This window comes from Caproiciproducens lactatisolvens (assembly GCF_052443335.1).
Classification (GTDB): Bacteria; Bacillota; Clostridia; order Oscillospirales; family Acutalibacteraceae; genus Caproiciproducens.
The window spans coordinates 1,901,960-1,916,772 of record NZ_CP195750.1 but is presented as its reverse complement, the minus strand read 5'-3'; the positions used below and the strand labels follow the sequence as shown (position 1 = coordinate 1,916,772).

The 14,813-nt window shown below is 52.8% G+C and carries 16 protein-coding genes; 13 read left to right on the top strand and 3 right to left on the bottom strand.

Features of this window, described 5'->3' with window-relative positions:
• Nucleotides 1–2: 2 nt before the first annotated feature.
• The 8 genes from ACRQV7_RS09435 to ACRQV7_RS09400 all read left to right on the top strand — a co-directional run bounded on the left by ACRQV7_RS09435 (nt 3) and on the right by ACRQV7_RS09400 (nt 6,905).
• Complete coding sequence (locus tag ACRQV7_RS09435; RefSeq protein ID WP_275717613.1) at nt 3–1,454, top strand: 4Fe-4S dicluster domain-containing protein; 1,452 nt, start codon at nt 3–5, stop codon at nt 1,452–1,454.
• 22 nt (nt 1,455–1,476) lie between these two features.
• Complete coding sequence (locus tag ACRQV7_RS09430) at nt 1,477–2,385, top strand: ABC transporter ATP-binding protein (RefSeq protein WP_444657936.1); 909 nt, start codon at nt 1,477–1,479, stop codon at nt 2,383–2,385.
• Nucleotides 2,382–3,179: an ABC transporter permease subunit gene (locus tag ACRQV7_RS09425; protein WP_444657935.1), complete on the top strand. Its 798-nt coding sequence runs from the start codon at nt 2,382–2,384 to the stop codon at nt 3,177–3,179. Before ACRQV7_RS09430 ends, ACRQV7_RS09425 begins: the two co-directional genes overlap by 4 nt.
• A gap of 83 nt (nt 3,180–3,262) precedes the next feature.
• Entirely contained in the window at nt 3,263–4,102 is an 840-nt protein-coding gene (locus ACRQV7_RS09420; protein ID WP_444657934.1) for a PHP domain-containing protein, read from the top strand.
• 21 nt (nt 4,103–4,123) lie between these two features.
• Nucleotides 4,124–4,381: a TIGR03905 family TSCPD domain-containing protein gene (locus ACRQV7_RS09415; RefSeq protein ID WP_275717636.1), complete on the top strand. Its 258-nt coding sequence runs from the start codon at nt 4,124–4,126 to the stop codon at nt 4,379–4,381.
• Between the two features lie 352 nt (nt 4,382–4,733).
• The gene (locus ACRQV7_RS09410) at nt 4,734–5,228 is read left to right on the top strand and encodes a UvrB/UvrC motif-containing protein (RefSeq protein ID WP_444657933.1); all 495 of its coding nucleotides are present in this window, start codon (nt 4,734–4,736) and stop codon (nt 5,226–5,228) included.
• Nucleotides 5,221–6,255: an ATP--guanido phosphotransferase gene (locus ACRQV7_RS09405; protein WP_275717618.1), complete on the top strand. Its 1,035-nt coding sequence runs from the start codon at nt 5,221–5,223 to the stop codon at nt 6,253–6,255. Before ACRQV7_RS09410 ends, ACRQV7_RS09405 begins: the two co-directional genes overlap by 8 nt.
• Nucleotides 6,243–6,905 (top strand): hypothetical protein, encoded by a 663-nt coding sequence (locus ACRQV7_RS09400; protein WP_275717619.1) that lies wholly within the window; start codon nt 6,243–6,245, stop codon nt 6,903–6,905. Before ACRQV7_RS09405 ends, ACRQV7_RS09400 begins: the two co-directional genes overlap by 13 nt.
• Nucleotides 6,906–7,020: 115 nt before the next feature.
• Here ACRQV7_RS09400 and ACRQV7_RS09395 read toward each other — a convergent pair whose 3' ends face one another.
• Nucleotides 7,021–8,472 (bottom strand): methyl-accepting chemotaxis protein, encoded by a 1,452-nt coding sequence (locus ACRQV7_RS09395; protein WP_444657932.1) that lies wholly within the window; start codon nt 8,470–8,472, stop codon nt 7,021–7,023.
• A 54-nt stretch (nt 8,473–8,526) separates the two neighbouring features.
• Here ACRQV7_RS09395 and ACRQV7_RS09390 point away from each other — a divergent pair, with 54 nt between their 5' ends.
• Together ACRQV7_RS09390 and ACRQV7_RS09385 are read left to right on the top strand one after the other, a co-directional pair.
• Nucleotides 8,527–8,895, top strand: coding sequence for a helix-turn-helix domain-containing protein (locus ACRQV7_RS09390; RefSeq protein ID WP_444657875.1), 369 nt, complete (start codon nt 8,527–8,529; stop codon nt 8,893–8,895).
• A gap of 26 nt (nt 8,896–8,921) precedes the next feature.
• Nucleotides 8,922–9,734 (top strand): IS3 family transposase, encoded by an 813-nt coding sequence (locus ACRQV7_RS09385; RefSeq protein WP_444657876.1) that lies wholly within the window; start codon nt 8,922–8,924, stop codon nt 9,732–9,734.
• 27 nt (nt 9,735–9,761) lie between these two features.
• Here ACRQV7_RS09385 and ACRQV7_RS09380 read toward each other — a convergent pair whose 3' ends face one another.
• On the bottom strand, nt 9,762–10,091 hold the full coding sequence (locus tag ACRQV7_RS09380) for an MCP four helix bundle domain-containing protein (protein WP_444657931.1): 330 nt from the start codon (nt 10,089–10,091) through the stop codon (nt 9,762–9,764).
• 339 nt (nt 10,092–10,430) lie between these two features.
• Between ACRQV7_RS09380 and ACRQV7_RS09375 the strand changes: the two genes are divergently transcribed.
• Complete coding sequence (locus tag ACRQV7_RS09375; RefSeq protein ID WP_275717621.1) at nt 10,431–10,796, top strand: helix-turn-helix domain-containing protein; 366 nt, start codon at nt 10,431–10,433, stop codon at nt 10,794–10,796.
• 42 nt (nt 10,797–10,838) lie between these two features.
• Here ACRQV7_RS09375 and ACRQV7_RS09370 read toward each other — a convergent pair whose 3' ends face one another.
• Nucleotides 10,839–11,768: a S1 RNA-binding domain-containing protein gene (locus ACRQV7_RS09370; protein WP_444657930.1), complete on the bottom strand. Its 930-nt coding sequence runs from the start codon at nt 11,766–11,768 to the stop codon at nt 10,839–10,841.
• Between the two features lie 163 nt (nt 11,769–11,931).
• Here ACRQV7_RS09370 and ACRQV7_RS09365 point away from each other — a divergent pair, with 163 nt between their 5' ends.
• Nucleotides 11,932–12,807, top strand: a complete 876-nt coding sequence (locus ACRQV7_RS09365; RefSeq protein ID WP_444657929.1) for a peptidylprolyl isomerase — start codon at nt 11,932–11,934, stop codon at nt 12,805–12,807.
• Nucleotides 12,808–12,997: 190 nt separating this feature from the next.
• A complete protein-coding gene (locus ACRQV7_RS09360; protein ID WP_444657928.1) occupies nt 12,998–14,611 on the top strand; it encodes a CTP synthase in 1,614 nt (537 codons plus the stop codon).
• Nucleotides 14,612–14,813 lie beyond the last annotated feature (202 nt).

The following is a 14,813-nucleotide window of genomic DNA, read 5'->3' as shown; positions in this document are numbered from 1 at the left end:
TCATGCAATATAATAATGACGCCAAGCAATTAAAATACGAAGTACTGACCAAGGCCGCTCAATACGCATACGAAGGCACGCTGAAGGAACACCTTGACACCATCCCTTATGAAATCATCCCGGGGCCTCTGCCGGAATTCCGCTGCTGTATTTACCGTGAGCGTGAAATTATCCGGGAACGCCTGATTTCCGCGCGCGGGGAAAACCTGCCCGGACAGGATGACGGCAATATCGTCGCGGTGCTTACGGCGGCCTGCGAGGGCTGTCCGATCAACCGCTTTAACGTCACGGACAACTGTCAGCACTGCCTCGCGAAAAAATGCCACGCGGCCTGCCCGTTCGGCGCCATTTCCATTACTCCCAAGGGCGCATACATCGACCCCGCCAAATGCAAGGAATGCGGACGCTGCGCTGCAGCCTGTCCGTACAATGCGATTTCCGACACCATGCGCCCCTGCATCCGGGCCTGTCCCGTCAAAGCGATTACAAAAGATGAATACAAGCGGGCCGCCATCGACTATTCCCGCTGCATCAACTGCGGCGCCTGCACGAAAAACTGCCCTTTCGGCGCAATCACCGACCGTTCCAGCATTGTCAACGTGATTGAGGAAATCAAATCCGGCAAGCCGGTCTACGCGGTTTTCGCGCCGGCCATTGAAGGGCATTTTGGCGCCGCCAATGTCGGCATGCTGAAATCCGCGATCAAAAAGCTGGGCTTTACAGGCGTCGCAGAGGTTTCCCTCGGTGCGGACGCAACGACTTTCCATGAGGCGCAGGAGCTCCGGGAAGCGCTGGAAAGCAAGCGGAAGATGACCACCTCCTGCTGCCCGGCCTTTGTGGAGATGATAGAAAAGCATTTTCCGAAGCTGGTTCCGCTGATTTCGCACACCGCTTCTCCCATGACGCTGACCGTCCGATACATAAAGGCGGAGCATCCCGGCAGCAAAGTCGTCTTTATCGGGCCCTGCATTGCCAAGAAAATTGAAATCCGGAAGGTTCAGGATACCGCCGACTATGTCATGACCTTTGAAGAGCTTGAGGCCATGTTCAGCGCGAGGGAGATCAACGTCCTTGAGGAAGCGGAAAACGAGCAGGACGGAAGCCGCGCCGGCAAGGGCTTTGCGCAGAGCGGCGGCGTTTCCGGCGCGGTTAGGCAGGCGCTGGAGGAACAGAATTTTGAGCTGCCGTTTACCTGCGTAAAATGCAACGGCGCGGCCGAGTGCAAAAAGACTCTGATGCTCCTGAACGCCGGACGCCTGGAGGAAGATTTTGTGGAGGGCATGGCGTGCGAGGGCGGCTGTATCGCCGGGCCCGGCGGCGTGGAGGAGCTGCAGAAGCTTCTGAAAAACCGCAGCAGGCTGATGGCGTCCGCGGATCACCGCGGCATCCTTGAAAACATTCAGAACATACACGATTTTTCAAAGATTAAAATGACCACAGATTCCCAAGAATAAAGGGGAAAAGGAGGGATCGCTTTTGTACGCAGTCAGCGCAAAAGGTCTTACGAAATCCTATGATGGGAAAACCAATGCCCTGAACGACCTGAATCTGGACATTCCGCAGGGCAGCGTGTACGGCTTCCTGGGCCCGAACGGGGCTGGAAAAACGACATCCGTCAAACTGTTTACGGGGCTCCTGAAACCGACGCAGGGGGAGTGTACGGTGCTTGACCTGAATCCCGTGAAAGCCCCCGGCGACGTCCACCGGCTTTGCGGGGTCATGACGGAATCCGCCAGAATGTACGGCCAGCTGACGGGCACGCAGAACCTTCTCTTTTTTGCCCAGACGGCGGGCCTGAGCCGCGACGAGGGCAATGAGCGGGCGGTCCAGCTTTTAAAAGAGCTTGACCTGTGGGACGCGCGTGAAAAAAAGCTGAGCGAATATTCCACCGGCATGGCGCAGCGCCTCTCTCTGGCCCGCGCGCTGATCAACCGTCCCCAGGTGCTTTTTCTGGACGAGCCCACCAGCGGGCTTGATCCGGAATCCGCACAGACGGTTAATTCCATGATTACGGATCTGGCGGGAAATACCGGTACGACGGTGTTCCTCTGCACCCATCAGCTGCGCTACGCGCAGGACATCTGCGACAGCTATGGAATCGTTGATAAAGGCAGGCTGATCGCCGGGGGCAGCCTCGAGGCCCTTTGCAGCGAGATCGGCTGCCGCGTCAAGGCCGCTTTCCGACTTCCCGAGGGGGATTCCCTGGACGGCTTTGACGCCGACGGCGGATGGTGGCGGACGGAGCTTGAGCGGGAAGATCAGATGCCGAAGCTGCTGAAAACCGTCGTTGAATCCGGGCATGATGTTTTTGAAGCGCGTTTGGTAAAGCCGACGCTGGAAGACATCTATTTTGAATATCTGAAGCGTCAGGAGGAAGCACAATGAAATTGCTGTCGTCAGCCGAACAGGCGGTTGTAAATAAGGATTTCGGGGAGATCTGGAACACCAGAATGGCGCGCAATACCATTATTTTCGTGCCGCTGCTGATGGTTCTGCTCCTGCCCGTCATGTACCTTCTTATGATCCTTTTCGTCCCGGCAGGGGAGATGAACGGCGTTGACCAGATGCTGCAACTCCTTCCGCGGGAAGCGTCGTATTTTTCCGTCAAGCAGGGTATGTTCTACATTATGACAAATGTGGTCTGTCCCATGTTCTTTCTGATGATTCCCCTGATGGTTTCCAGTGTTTCGGCGGCAAGCAGCTTTGTCGGCGAGAAGGAACGCGGAACGATCCAGACGCTGCTTCTGACCCCTTTGAGCGTAAAATCGATTTTCAAAGCCAAGGTGCTCAGCTGCGTCTTTTTATCCGCGATCGCCACGGGTATCTCCTTTGTGGTGTTTGCCTGCGTCATCACGGCGGGGGACCTTTTCCTCGGCATGCCGTTTTTCCTGAACTGGAACTGGCTCGTACTCGTGCTTTTTCTGGCGCCCGGGGTCACGGTTTTCGGAGTGGTCTTTATGGTGCTGGTTTCGGGCAGGAGCAAAAGCTACATGGAGTCCTTCCAGACGTCGGGATACATCGTTCTGCCGCTTGTCCTTCTTTTTGTGGGGCAGTTCACCGGCCTGTTTCAGCTGAACGCGCTGATCCTGCTGATCATTGCGGTGGTTTTACTGGTAGTTGACTGTCTTCTCTGGTTTGTCGCGGCGCGTTCTTTCACACCGGAAAAGCTTTTAAAATAAACCGCCTATTTGCCTTCGCCGTCGGAAAGTATTATAATAGGATTGTAATAGTATGGAAATGACGAAGACTGGAAGGTGATTAAGTGGCTGCAGATTTACATTGTCATACGAAAATGTCCGACGGTTCGGTCAGTATTGACGAGGTTGTTCTACTTGCCAAAACGCATGGGATCCCCACGATTGCCGTCACTGATCATGACACATTTGCGGGATCGACCAGAGCAAGAATTTTTGGGGACAGGCATGGGATTAAAGTGATTTCAGGGGTCGAGTTTTCAACGACGGACCCTGCTACCGGAAGAAAGGCGCATATACTGTGCTACCTTTGCGACAATACCGACCGGCTGGAGGGCCTGTGCAAGCGCACCGGGGACAGCCGCCGCCGCGCTTCCTGCATCATGCTTCAGAAGGTAATGAAGCTTTATCCGATTACTGCAGAAATGGTTCTGCGCCGGGCGCAGGGGAGTACCAATATCTATAAGCAGCATATTATGCACGCGCTGATAGACGCGGGCTATTCCAATGATTTTTTCGGTGAAACATATCACAAGCTGTTTAATTCCAAGACGGGGCTTGCTTATTTTCCCGTCCACTATCCCGATGTCCACGACGTGATCGGGCAGATCCATGACGCGGGGGGTGTTGCGGTTCTGGCGCATCCCGGTGAATACGACAGCTATGATCTGCTGGAACAGCTTGCAAAAGATCATGAAATTGAAGGCGTGGAGGTCTGGCATCCGCGCAACAAGCCGGGCGACGAGGAACGCTTTACCGCCATTGCGCAGGAGTATGGCCTGGTGATGACAGGCGGCACCGATTTTCACGGCATGTATACGATCGTCGCAATGCCGATCGGGACGTGTGTAACGCCGGACAGTCAGCTGGAAGCGCTGAAAAAGGCCAAAATACATTTGAAAAAATAGAGCAGCGGAGGAAACAGCTTGGTGTATCAGTACAAAACAAAGGGGACATGCTCTTCTGAAATCGATCTGGAGCTGGAGGGCGACACCGTCAAATCGGTTAAGATCATCGGGGGCTGCAACGGGAACGGCAAGGGAATCTGCGCGCTTGTAGAGGGAATGAAGGCCGACGAGGCCATCCGGCGCCTGAAAGGAATCAAGTGCGGGTTTAAGTCCACCTCCTGTCCGGATCAGCTGGCGATTGCATTGTTACAGGCAAAAGAGCAGCAGGAGCATAAATAAAGAATGAAGGGCTGCGATTTTACTCGCAGCCCTTTTTGTGCGTTTAGCAGCCGCCACATCCATTGTTGCAATTGCCGCAACCACCGCAATCGTTATCACCGCCGCAGCATACTAAAAGGATGATGATAAGGATGATAATCCAACAGCAGCTGCCACCACCACCAAAGAAATTGTTGCTACACATAATTGTTTGCCTCCTTTCGGTTTACAGTATATAATATTGCATAGGAACAAAACGTGTTACAAATTTTTCTTTTGGGGCCTCACCCCAAAATCAGGCTTTTCTATCTTCTATTCATGATGAATTAATAGTAATATTATATTATGTTTCATAATCTTACGGGGTGATTCTATGCTGTGCGATTCCTGTGGAAAAAATCCTGTTACCACTCATATTAAAACCATCATCAACGGGGAACTGACGGAATATTCCCTCTGCGCCGAATGTGCGCAGAGATTGGGGTATGGAAATCTTCTGACCGGGCTGGGCTGTGATTACGGCAGCCTGCTGGGCGGCTTTTTCGGCGGGACCGAACTGGACGACCCGGTCCGCTGCAAATGCTGCGGCTCGACCTTTGACGATATCATGCGCAGCGGGCAGGTCGGCTGCGCACAGTGCTATCATACCTTTTACGACCGGCTGATCCCTCTGATTCAGCGTATTCACGGCAATACCAGGCACCGCGGAAAGGTTCCGGGCGGCGGCGCTCTTCAGGGCAGGCCGCAGGAGCAGCTCAGCCTGATGCGCCGGGAGCTGCGGGAGGCAATCGACGCCGAAAATTTTGAACATGCCGCCAGCCTGCGCGACCGGATCAAAGAGCTGGAAGGGGGAAAGGTCCATGAATAACCCGAATCCCGGGTGCGAAGAGGATGTTGTGATCCGTACGCAAATTCATCTCATCCGCAATCTGACGGACGTTCCCTTCTGCGCGAAAATGAGCCGCGCCGACCGTCAGAAGCTTTCCGAAAGAGTGGTGGAGGCCTTCAGCGGCAATGAGACCCTGTCACACCTTTTTCAATTTACGGACATGGAAAGCCTGTCCAGGGTGGAAGCGGTTTCTCTGGTGGAACGGCATCTTGTCAGCGCGGATTTCATATCGGACCGCCGCGGAAGGGGCTTCTTTGTAAACGCGGATGAGACGGTCAGCATCATGGTCAATGAAGAGGACCACATTCATCTCCAGTCTTCGGAAGCGGGGCTGAATCCGCAAAAAGCGTTCGCCACGGCGGATGGTCTGGACGACATTCTGGATAAATGCCTCGGTTTCGCTTTTGATGAAAATCTGGGATATCTGACACAGAATCCCGTCAACCTCGGGACGGGGATGCGCGCCTCCCTGATGCTGCATCTTCCCGCGCTGCGGGAAGGCGGGGGGATTTCCCGGATTTCCGCGAATCTCAGTAAGCTTGGCCTTGCGCTGCGCGGTACTTTTGGGTCCGGGGTGGAGCCGAAGGGTGCCGTATACCAGCTGTCCAACCGCGTTACCTTCGGGCTGTCGGAGCAGGAAGCGATCGCGAACCTTCAAAGCATTGCCATGCAGCTGATCGAACAGGAGCGTGCCGCCAGAAAGGAACTGGCGGAAAGCCTTGAAATTCAGGATACCGTCAGCCGTTCCCTTGCCATTCTGCAAAGTGCGAAGATGATGGCGAACGAGGAATTCATGCAGCTGATCTCCAACGTCCGGTTCGGTGTGGCCACGGGCTTGGTCGACCCGATCGATTATGGCGAAATCAACCGCCTGATGGTTCTGGTCCAGCCCGCTACGCTGACGTTTTACAGCGGAAAAAAGCTTACTCCTGCGGAGCGGCGCAGCCTGCGGGCCGAAAAGATCAGGGATTTTTTAAAAAAGGGGAAATATCTATGGCCGAATTAAAAAATGACAATACGGATCTGGCTGCGGCGCTCTTTTTTGTGCTGGGGGAAACCGTGCCGCACCGCCGGGCGCTGGAAGAAGAGGCCGTCGCTCTGAAAGAGAAGATTCAGGACCGGGAAAAAATACTGCTGAAGGTGATCGAGCTCTGTGGCGAGCCGCAGACGCCGGAGCAGCTCTATCTGGCCGCGAAAGCCTACAGCTGGCTGGGCAAAAAATATTATCAGGAAACGATCCGCTATGCCGGAGAGTACCTGCGCACTTCCGGCTGGGGGAGCCTTCCGAACCATATTCGGGAGGAAGACGGTATCACCATCAACTACGCCGCCGCGCAGCGCGCTTCCGTGCTGAGGGACCTTGCGAAGGCCCAGGAGGGCCTGGGGCGCCTTGACGCCGCGCTCTTCAATTTTACCGAGGCGTATCGTTTGGAGCCTTACAGCGCAATGAACGCGATTAAAGCGGCTGATCTGGTCGCAAAGCTGCACGGCAGGGAAGAGGCGCTGGAGTTCTTAAAGCAGCAAAGGCAGAGCCAGTATTACGATCCGGTGAAATATACGGATTCTCTCGGTCATACCCGTAAAAACGATCTCTTCAAGCAGCTGCTGGATGCCCATATATTAAAGCTGCAGGAAAATAAGCCGCCCGTACAATAGCGGGCGGCTGTCATTCAAGGCGAAGTATGGAGTGCGCGGCTCCGCTCTCCATAAATAAAGTCAAAGAATACGGACGTATTCTTTGACTTAAATAATCGGAATTTTATTTTTTCTGTTAATACTTGCCGCCTGCAGCCATCGGCAACTCGAACCCGGCAGCTTCCCTTGGGTATGCTGCCGCTTCCAGCACGGAGGGCTGGCCGTTCAGCCTGAATTTTTCCACCAGGTCTCTCAGAATTTGTGCCTGACTGGAAAGCTCCTCGCTTGCGGCGGCGCTTTCTTCGGCGGTTGCGGAATTTGTCTGGACAACGCTGGAGATTTGCTCCACACCCAGCGTGACCTGGGAAATAGCGTCGGACTGCCGGTTGGTCGCCACTGAAATTTTTTCAACCGTTTCGGTGACCTCCTCCGCCCTGGCAACGACGCGGTGGAGCGACTGGGCGGTCGCGTCCGCGATTTTTGTCCCGTTTTCTACCTGCCTTACGGAGTTTTCAATCAGAGCGGTCGTATTTTTCGCGGCTTCGGCGCTCTTGCTTGCAAGATTCCTTACTTCGTCGGCAACTACGGCGAACCCTTTTCCGGCCGCCCCGGCCCTGGCCGCTTCCACAGCTGCGTTCAGCGCGAGGATGTTTGTCTGGAATGCGATATCCTCAATGGTCTTGATGATCTTTCCGATTTCCCCGGAAGATTCGTTAATCAGGGACATGGCCTTGACCATGTCGTCCATGTGCTGATTGCTTGTCTCGATTTCCCTGCTGACTTCGGCCACGAATCTGCTCGCGTTGGCGGTATGCTCCGCGTTGTCTTTCACGTGGGTGGATATTTCGGAAATGCTGGCGGAAAGCTCTTCCACGGAGCTTGCCTGCTCCGTAGCGCCCTGCGCCAGTTCCTGCGCGCCGCTGGAAACCTGGGAGGAACCGCTGGCGACCTGCTCCGCCGCCTGATCGATCTGGCTGAAGGTGTGGTTCAGAGTGGCGATAATTCCTAAAATAGAGCTCTTGAGCTGGGCATAGTCGCCGATGTAGTCCAGATCCGTTCCCACGGTAAGGTTGCCGCGTTCAATTTCACTGACTATATTTCCGATATCCGATATGTAAGCCCGGATGGAAGCTGTGGATTTTGCGAAAGCTTCTCCCAGCCGGCCGATTTCATTTTTGGAGCTTCCATCAATTTGAACGTTCAGATTGCCCTGCGCGATCTTCTGCGCGGCTTCCGCCATTTCGGCCACAGGTTTGCTGATGCCGCGGGAAATCCAAATGGCGATGATAATGGAAATCAGGAAGCTGATGAAAATGACCCCGACAATGGCAAAATGCGTAAGCTGGGCCTGCTTGGACAGGTCGCCTGCCAATTTGTTTCCGGCCGTCGTCTTTTCCGTAAGCAGTGCCTCGATAGACGCCCGGATGCTGTCGGAAAGAGGAGTGCCCTCGCGGTCCAGCAGCTCGGATGCTTCTGTGTTCCTGTTTTGCTTGGCCAGTTCAACCACCTGACCGCTGACCTGTTCAAATTTTGTCAGATTTTCCTGAATATGATTATAATAATCAAGTTCCTTTTCCGTGAACTGCACCCCAAAAGTTAGACAGTATGATATACTGAAACTAACGGAAGGGGTGCAGTTTTTATGCCCAAAGGAATACCACTCAAGAAGTATACTGGTAAATTTAAGCAGCTGGTAGTAGAAACAGTCCGAAAGGACGGATTAAGCTATCGTGAAGCAATGCGCATATTTGAAATTGGCGGAGCAGAACGAATCAAGAAATGGGAACGAATTTATCTTGAAGAGGGACCGGCAGGGTTGTATGTCGAGCGTCGAGGCCGAGCCAGTGCCGCCAGCGGAACCCAGAAAGGCCGACCACCAAAACTGGACAAGCAGATGGAAGAAGATCTGATCGCAGAGAATCAGCGACTGCGTGCAGAGGTGGCGTACCTAAAAAACTTGCAAGCCTTGGTTTTGGAAGACGAGCGAAAAGCGCGCAAAAAACGCTGGTGATTCGAGGACTGAGGCAAAGTTATTCATTGGAAATTCTGTTGGAAGTGGCTCAGCTTGCGCGCTCGACTTACTACTACCATGAGAAACGGCTGGCAAAGGCAGATAAATACGGCAACGCCAAAGAGGGCATTGCCGCAATTTACCACGAGAACAAAGGGCGCTATGGCTACCGGCGTATTACCGCAGAGCTGCGCCGCCGCGGTTTCCCACTAAACCACAAGACGGTGCAGCGGCTGATGAAGCAGCTTGGCCTTGTCTGCCGTGTACGGATGAAGAAGTACCACTCTTACAAGGGCGCGGTTGGCAAGGTTGCGTCAAATCTGCTGGAACGAAACTTCGAGGCGGAAAAGCCAAACCAGAAGTGGGTGACCGATGTCACAGAATTTAGTCTGTTTGGGCAGAAGCTCTATTTGTCACCAATTCTTGACCTGTGTAGCCGTGATGTTGTAGGTTACTCAATCTCGGACAAACCAGCGCTCTCCATGGTGACAGAAATGCTGGACAAGGCTTTTGCAAGAATTCCAGACGGGACAAACCTGATCCTGCATTCCGACCAGGGCTGGCAATACCAGCACAAGCAATACCAACGTATGCTCAAAAAGAAAGGCGTCCGGCAGAGTATGAGCCGAAAAGGCAACTGCCTGGACAATGCCGTGATTGAGAACTTTTTCGGTCTGCTCAAGAGCGAACTGCTATATTTACAGACTTTTGAGTCCATGGAGCATTTTAAAACTGAACTCGTCGATTATATTGACTATTATAACTACCGCCGCTCCAAGGCAAAGCTAAGGGGCCTGCCGCCTGCTCTTCACAGACAACAAGCCCTCTCGGCTGCCTAATTAAAATATTTGTCTAACTTTTTGGGGTCAATTCACCGTGACCATTCCCTTTTTTATATTTTTCAGGTAAGTATCCAGTTTCTTGCCTGACTGGTCAAGCTCGTTCCCGCTTTCCTGTATTTTCTGTGGTTCCGTGCTGTAAATGATATTGCTGAGAATGGAACGGCTCTCATTGAATTGTGTGTTGAAAAGCCCGATCTCTCCCTGGGAGAAGCCGTAATCCGTCAGCGCTTTGCCGTAAGTGGCATTCAGAAGCGCCGTTGTGTTTACTCCTACGATTCCGCTGATGCTGGAAATGATGGCTACAGCAATCAACGCGATCATCAGTTTTTTAGCGATTTTCATATTCCTGAACATTTTCTCATCCCTTTGACTTTTTTGGGTCATTTTCGCTGATCGGGGTATTCTAATATCCGTAACGTGCCCTGTATCAGGACAATGCCGGCGCCTATATGTCCGCTCCATGTCCAATACTCTGTGCAGATACTGAAATATTTTGTTTACCACCTCTTCTTTTACAGGATCCCTTTTCAATTTATATTTCTACTTCAATATAATCAAACAAATTGCCTTTTTCAGTATACGCGAAAAAAAACGATTTTTCAATACTTATAGTCATTTTTTGTCGAATATCTTTAGGCATTAATTGAGTGTCTGCGAAAAATGTGACTAAAGGATGAGGGAACAGAGGTAAACATGGATAAGGCAAAAATGGAAATCATGCAGAAAACTGCAGAGCAAATCAAACATCTGCGCAAGGCAGCGGGCTTCAGCCAGAAATCGCTCGCAAATTCTGCCGGGCTGGACCCGGCTTTTTTAGGCCATATCGAGCGGTGCCTGAAGTGCCCGACGATCGACACGCTCAATAAAATCGCAATGGCGCTGGATATTTCCCTGTCCGAGCTGTTTGACTTCGGTCATCCGAGGAAATATGAAAAGAAAGAGGCGGCCGTCAAAAAAATCACGACGGTTGCGGAGAGGCTCACCCCGGAAGAAGCCGAACAGCTGGCGGACCTGGTGGCCGGAATCGTCGCGTTCAAAAGGGAAGGGCCCCGCTCATAAAAATCAGGCCGCGGGCCCGTATCGGACCCGCGGCCTGACATCCTATTCCGGTGTAAAATTGGTAGCGATTTCTTTTTCGCTGTCGGGGGGAGAATAGACAAACCGGTCGATCCTGTTTCCGGTGAAGAAATATTTTGGCGCGGAAGGACGGTAGGAGTAGTCGAACGTATCGATAATCACGAGCTTTACCTTCATCCGTGAAGGAATGATGCTTTTTATGTAAACGCTCGCCTGCTGACCGGGTACCACATCCTCCTTGGCTTCCGCCAGCCCGGCAAGGTTGGGGGAAAGCTCGACGAAAATGCCGTAGGACTCGACGGAACGCACGATCCCGGCCACTGTTTCCCCGGCTTTGAACATGGCTACGTTTTCCGCCCAGGTTCCCAGAAGCTCTTTATGGCTTAGGGTAATGCGCCCGTTTTCCACGGACTTTATTACAACACGGATATCCATGCCGACCGTAAACCGCTCGCGTGGGTGGTCAATTCTGGAAACGGAGATGGCGTCGATCGGCAGCAGCGCGATAATCCCGCAGCCGATGTCGGCAAAAGTCCCGAAGCTTTCCAGGTGGGTCACGCGCGCGTTGATGACGTCGCCCGGAGTAAGCTTTTTCACATACTCGGCCATGCACTTTTCCTGTGCGGCCCGCCGCGACAGCAGGGCGGTCATATGTCCGTCCGTATCCTTCTGAAAACCCGTCACGGTAAAGCATACCGGCCGGTTGACTCTGGAAATGATGGCAATGTCACGTACCGTACCTTCGCGAATACCTAAAGCACCCTCGTCGTGCGGAATCACACCCTTCATGCATCCTAAATCGACCAGTAAATTATGCGAGCTGTCACAAATCAGCGCGCGTCCTTCCAAAATTTTTCCATCCCGGCAGGCGTCGTTCAGCGCGGAGATGTTCAGGGTCGCCGCGCGGTTTTCGGGTGTATCGATGATCCAACCCTCAGGATAGTAATCAAACATTTTCCTACCTCCTTTATGTCTTCGCTTATCTATATGCTTAAAATGAATCGGTAATACTATGCTGATTAATTATTAAATTGTTAATTTATGCCCCTTCGGCTTGAATATGATTGCTTTTTATAATAAAATATAATTTATGTATTACGAGAAGGAGTTATTTTTTATGATACGATACATCAGAAAAATGCTTGGGTTTGTTTCTGTTTTCGCCTTGCTTCTGAGTCTGTCCGCCTGTTCCGGCGGCGGCGCCGCAAGCTCCGCGGCATCGTCCTCTCCGGCCTCCTCCGCACCGGTGAGCTCGGCCGCTTCCGGCAGGGTAAAGCCGGACGACGGCAAAAAAATAGGCTATCAGCTTGAAAAGCCCGCCGTCGGCGAAGACATTGCCGTACTGACCACCAGTATGGGCGTGATCAAGCTCCGCCTTTTTGCGCAGGCCGCTCCGAAGGCCGTTGAGAATTTCAAAGGCCTGATTCAGAAGGGCTATTACAACGGGCTGACCTTCCACCGCGTGATTAACGATTTCATGATTCAGTCCGGCGACCCCAAAGGCGACGGAACCGGCGGGGAAAGCGTCTGGAATAAGGACTTTGAAGATGAGTTCAACGCCAACCTGGTCAACATCCGCGGCTCCGTTTCCATGGCGAACGCGGGTGAAAACACCAACGGAAGCCAGTTCTTTATCAACCAGAGGGGAACCTCCGAAAAGATGAACTGGGAGGACTACCAGCAGGCGTACAATGTCTATAAGCAGTATCCGGACGCCTTTATCCAGCAGTACGGCACCTATTTTCTCAACATGGACAAGGTCACAGACGCCTATAAAAAGCTGTATGACGACAACGGCGGCAATCCCAATCTGGACGGCGCGTACAATATTGTGGAACGGGGACACACCGTTTTCGCACAGGTGATCGAGGGAATGGATGTCGTCGACAAAATTGCCGCGGTTCCCGTTTCCGAAAACGATCAGGGGGAGAAGAGCAAGCCATCTACCCCGGTTACCATCCAAAAAGCGGGGATAGAAAAATACCAGCCGTAATACAGGCCGTTATGCAGGGTGCACAGGTCGGTGGGGTACTCAGGCCGATTATTGGCGGATTGTTTCAAATCTTGTAAGAACAGCGTTTATTATCGCCTATTGCATTGACAAGCCAATACAATAGGCGATATAATTAATCTAATTTGGTTTTTGCAGCGGCAGTAAATTCAAGTGCTTATGGAGGGTAACTATGTCAGCAAAATATGTTTTTGTAACAGGCGGGGTTGTATCCGGATTGGGGAAAGGAATCACGGCGGCTTCTTTGGGGCGTTTATTGAAGGCAAGGGGGCTGAGAATTACCATACAGAAATTCGACCCCTATCTGAATGTTGATCCGGGCACCATGAACCCGTTTCAGCACGGAGAGGTTTTCGTCACCAATGACGGAGCGGAAACAGATCTGGATCTTGGCCATTATGAACGCTTTATCGACGAGAATCTGACCCAGAACAGCAATATCACTTCGGGCAGAATTTACTGGAATGTGCTGCAGAACGAGCGCAACGGCGATTACGACGGGGGTACGGTTCAGGTGATCCCCCACATTACCAACGAAATCAAATCCCGCATCTATGATGGGAAGGACAATATTGACGTAGCGATCATTGAAGTGGGCGGTACGGTCGGCGATATTGAGAGCCTGCCTTTTCTGGAGGCCATCCGTCAGTTTGCGACGGAGGTCGGCAGAAATAACTGCCTGTTTATCCATGTTACCCTTGTTCCTTACCTGATCTGTTCCCATGAACATAAGTCAAAACCCACCCAGCACAGCGTAAAGGAGCTCCTCTCCATCGGCATTCAGCCGGACATTATTATTCTCCGTTCCGAAAGGCCGGTCGGCGACGATATCAAAAAGAAAATCGCGCTTTTCTGCAATGTCAATGAAAACTGCGTGATCCAGAACCTGGATCTTCCGCTTCTGTATCAGGTGCCTCTTGCGTTGAAGGACGAGCGTCTGGACGATATTGTCTGCAAACGCTTTGGGCTGGACACGCCCGGCGCCGATCTGAGCGACTGGATCGCCATGGTCAACACGGCCATGTCCCTGACGGACAGCGTCACCATCGGGCTTGTAGGCAAATATGTGGAGCTGCATGACGCGTATCTGAGCGTTGCCGAAGCCCTGACCCACGGCGGAATCGGCAATAACGTCAAAGTAAATATCAAATGGATTGATTCCGAAACGATCACCCCGGACAACGTCGCGGAAATTCTTACCGGTATGGACGGCGTGATCGTGCCCGGCGGATTCGGCCAGAGGGGCATTGAGGGCATGATTACGGCGATTCACTATGCCAGGGTCAACCGGATTCCGTGCCTTGGCATCTGCCTCGGCATGCAGCTTGCGATTGTGGAGTATGCCCGCGATGTGCTGGGCCTTGCGGACGCGAACTCGGCGGAATTCGATCCGCAGAGCAGCAACCATGTCATCGACCTGATGCCGGAGCAGAAGGACGTTGTCCAGATAGGCGGCACCATGCGCCTTGGGCAGTATCCGTGCAAGCTGACCGCGGGCACAAAGGCGGCTGCGCTTTATGGCAACGAGCCGCTCATTTCCGAGCGTCACCGTCACCGCTTTGAGGTGAACAACGATTACCGCGAGCGGTTTGAGCAGGCGGGCGTGGTCTTCTGCGGGAAATCGCCGGACGACCATATCGTGGAAATGATGGAAGTCCCGGAGCATCCGTGGTTTCTGGGCTCCCAGTTCCATCCGGAATTCAAGTCCCGTCCGAACCGCCCGCACCCGCTTTTCAAGGGTCTGGTCGGCGCGGCAAAGGAGTACAAGGCGGGCCAAAAGAAATAGCCGCCGGTATCCGAAATCTGAATTTTTATCGCTGTCTTCCATTTTCGATGGGAGGCAGCATTTTTTGCAGTTTTAATTTTATTTAGAATTTGTTTAACAGCGTTTCCAGTCGATTTAGCCACAAGGGTGTGTTCCTCCCCCCGCCGAAGGCGGGGGGAGGAACGTGTTTTGTCTCGCAAACCGAAATGAAATTGCTGTAGGG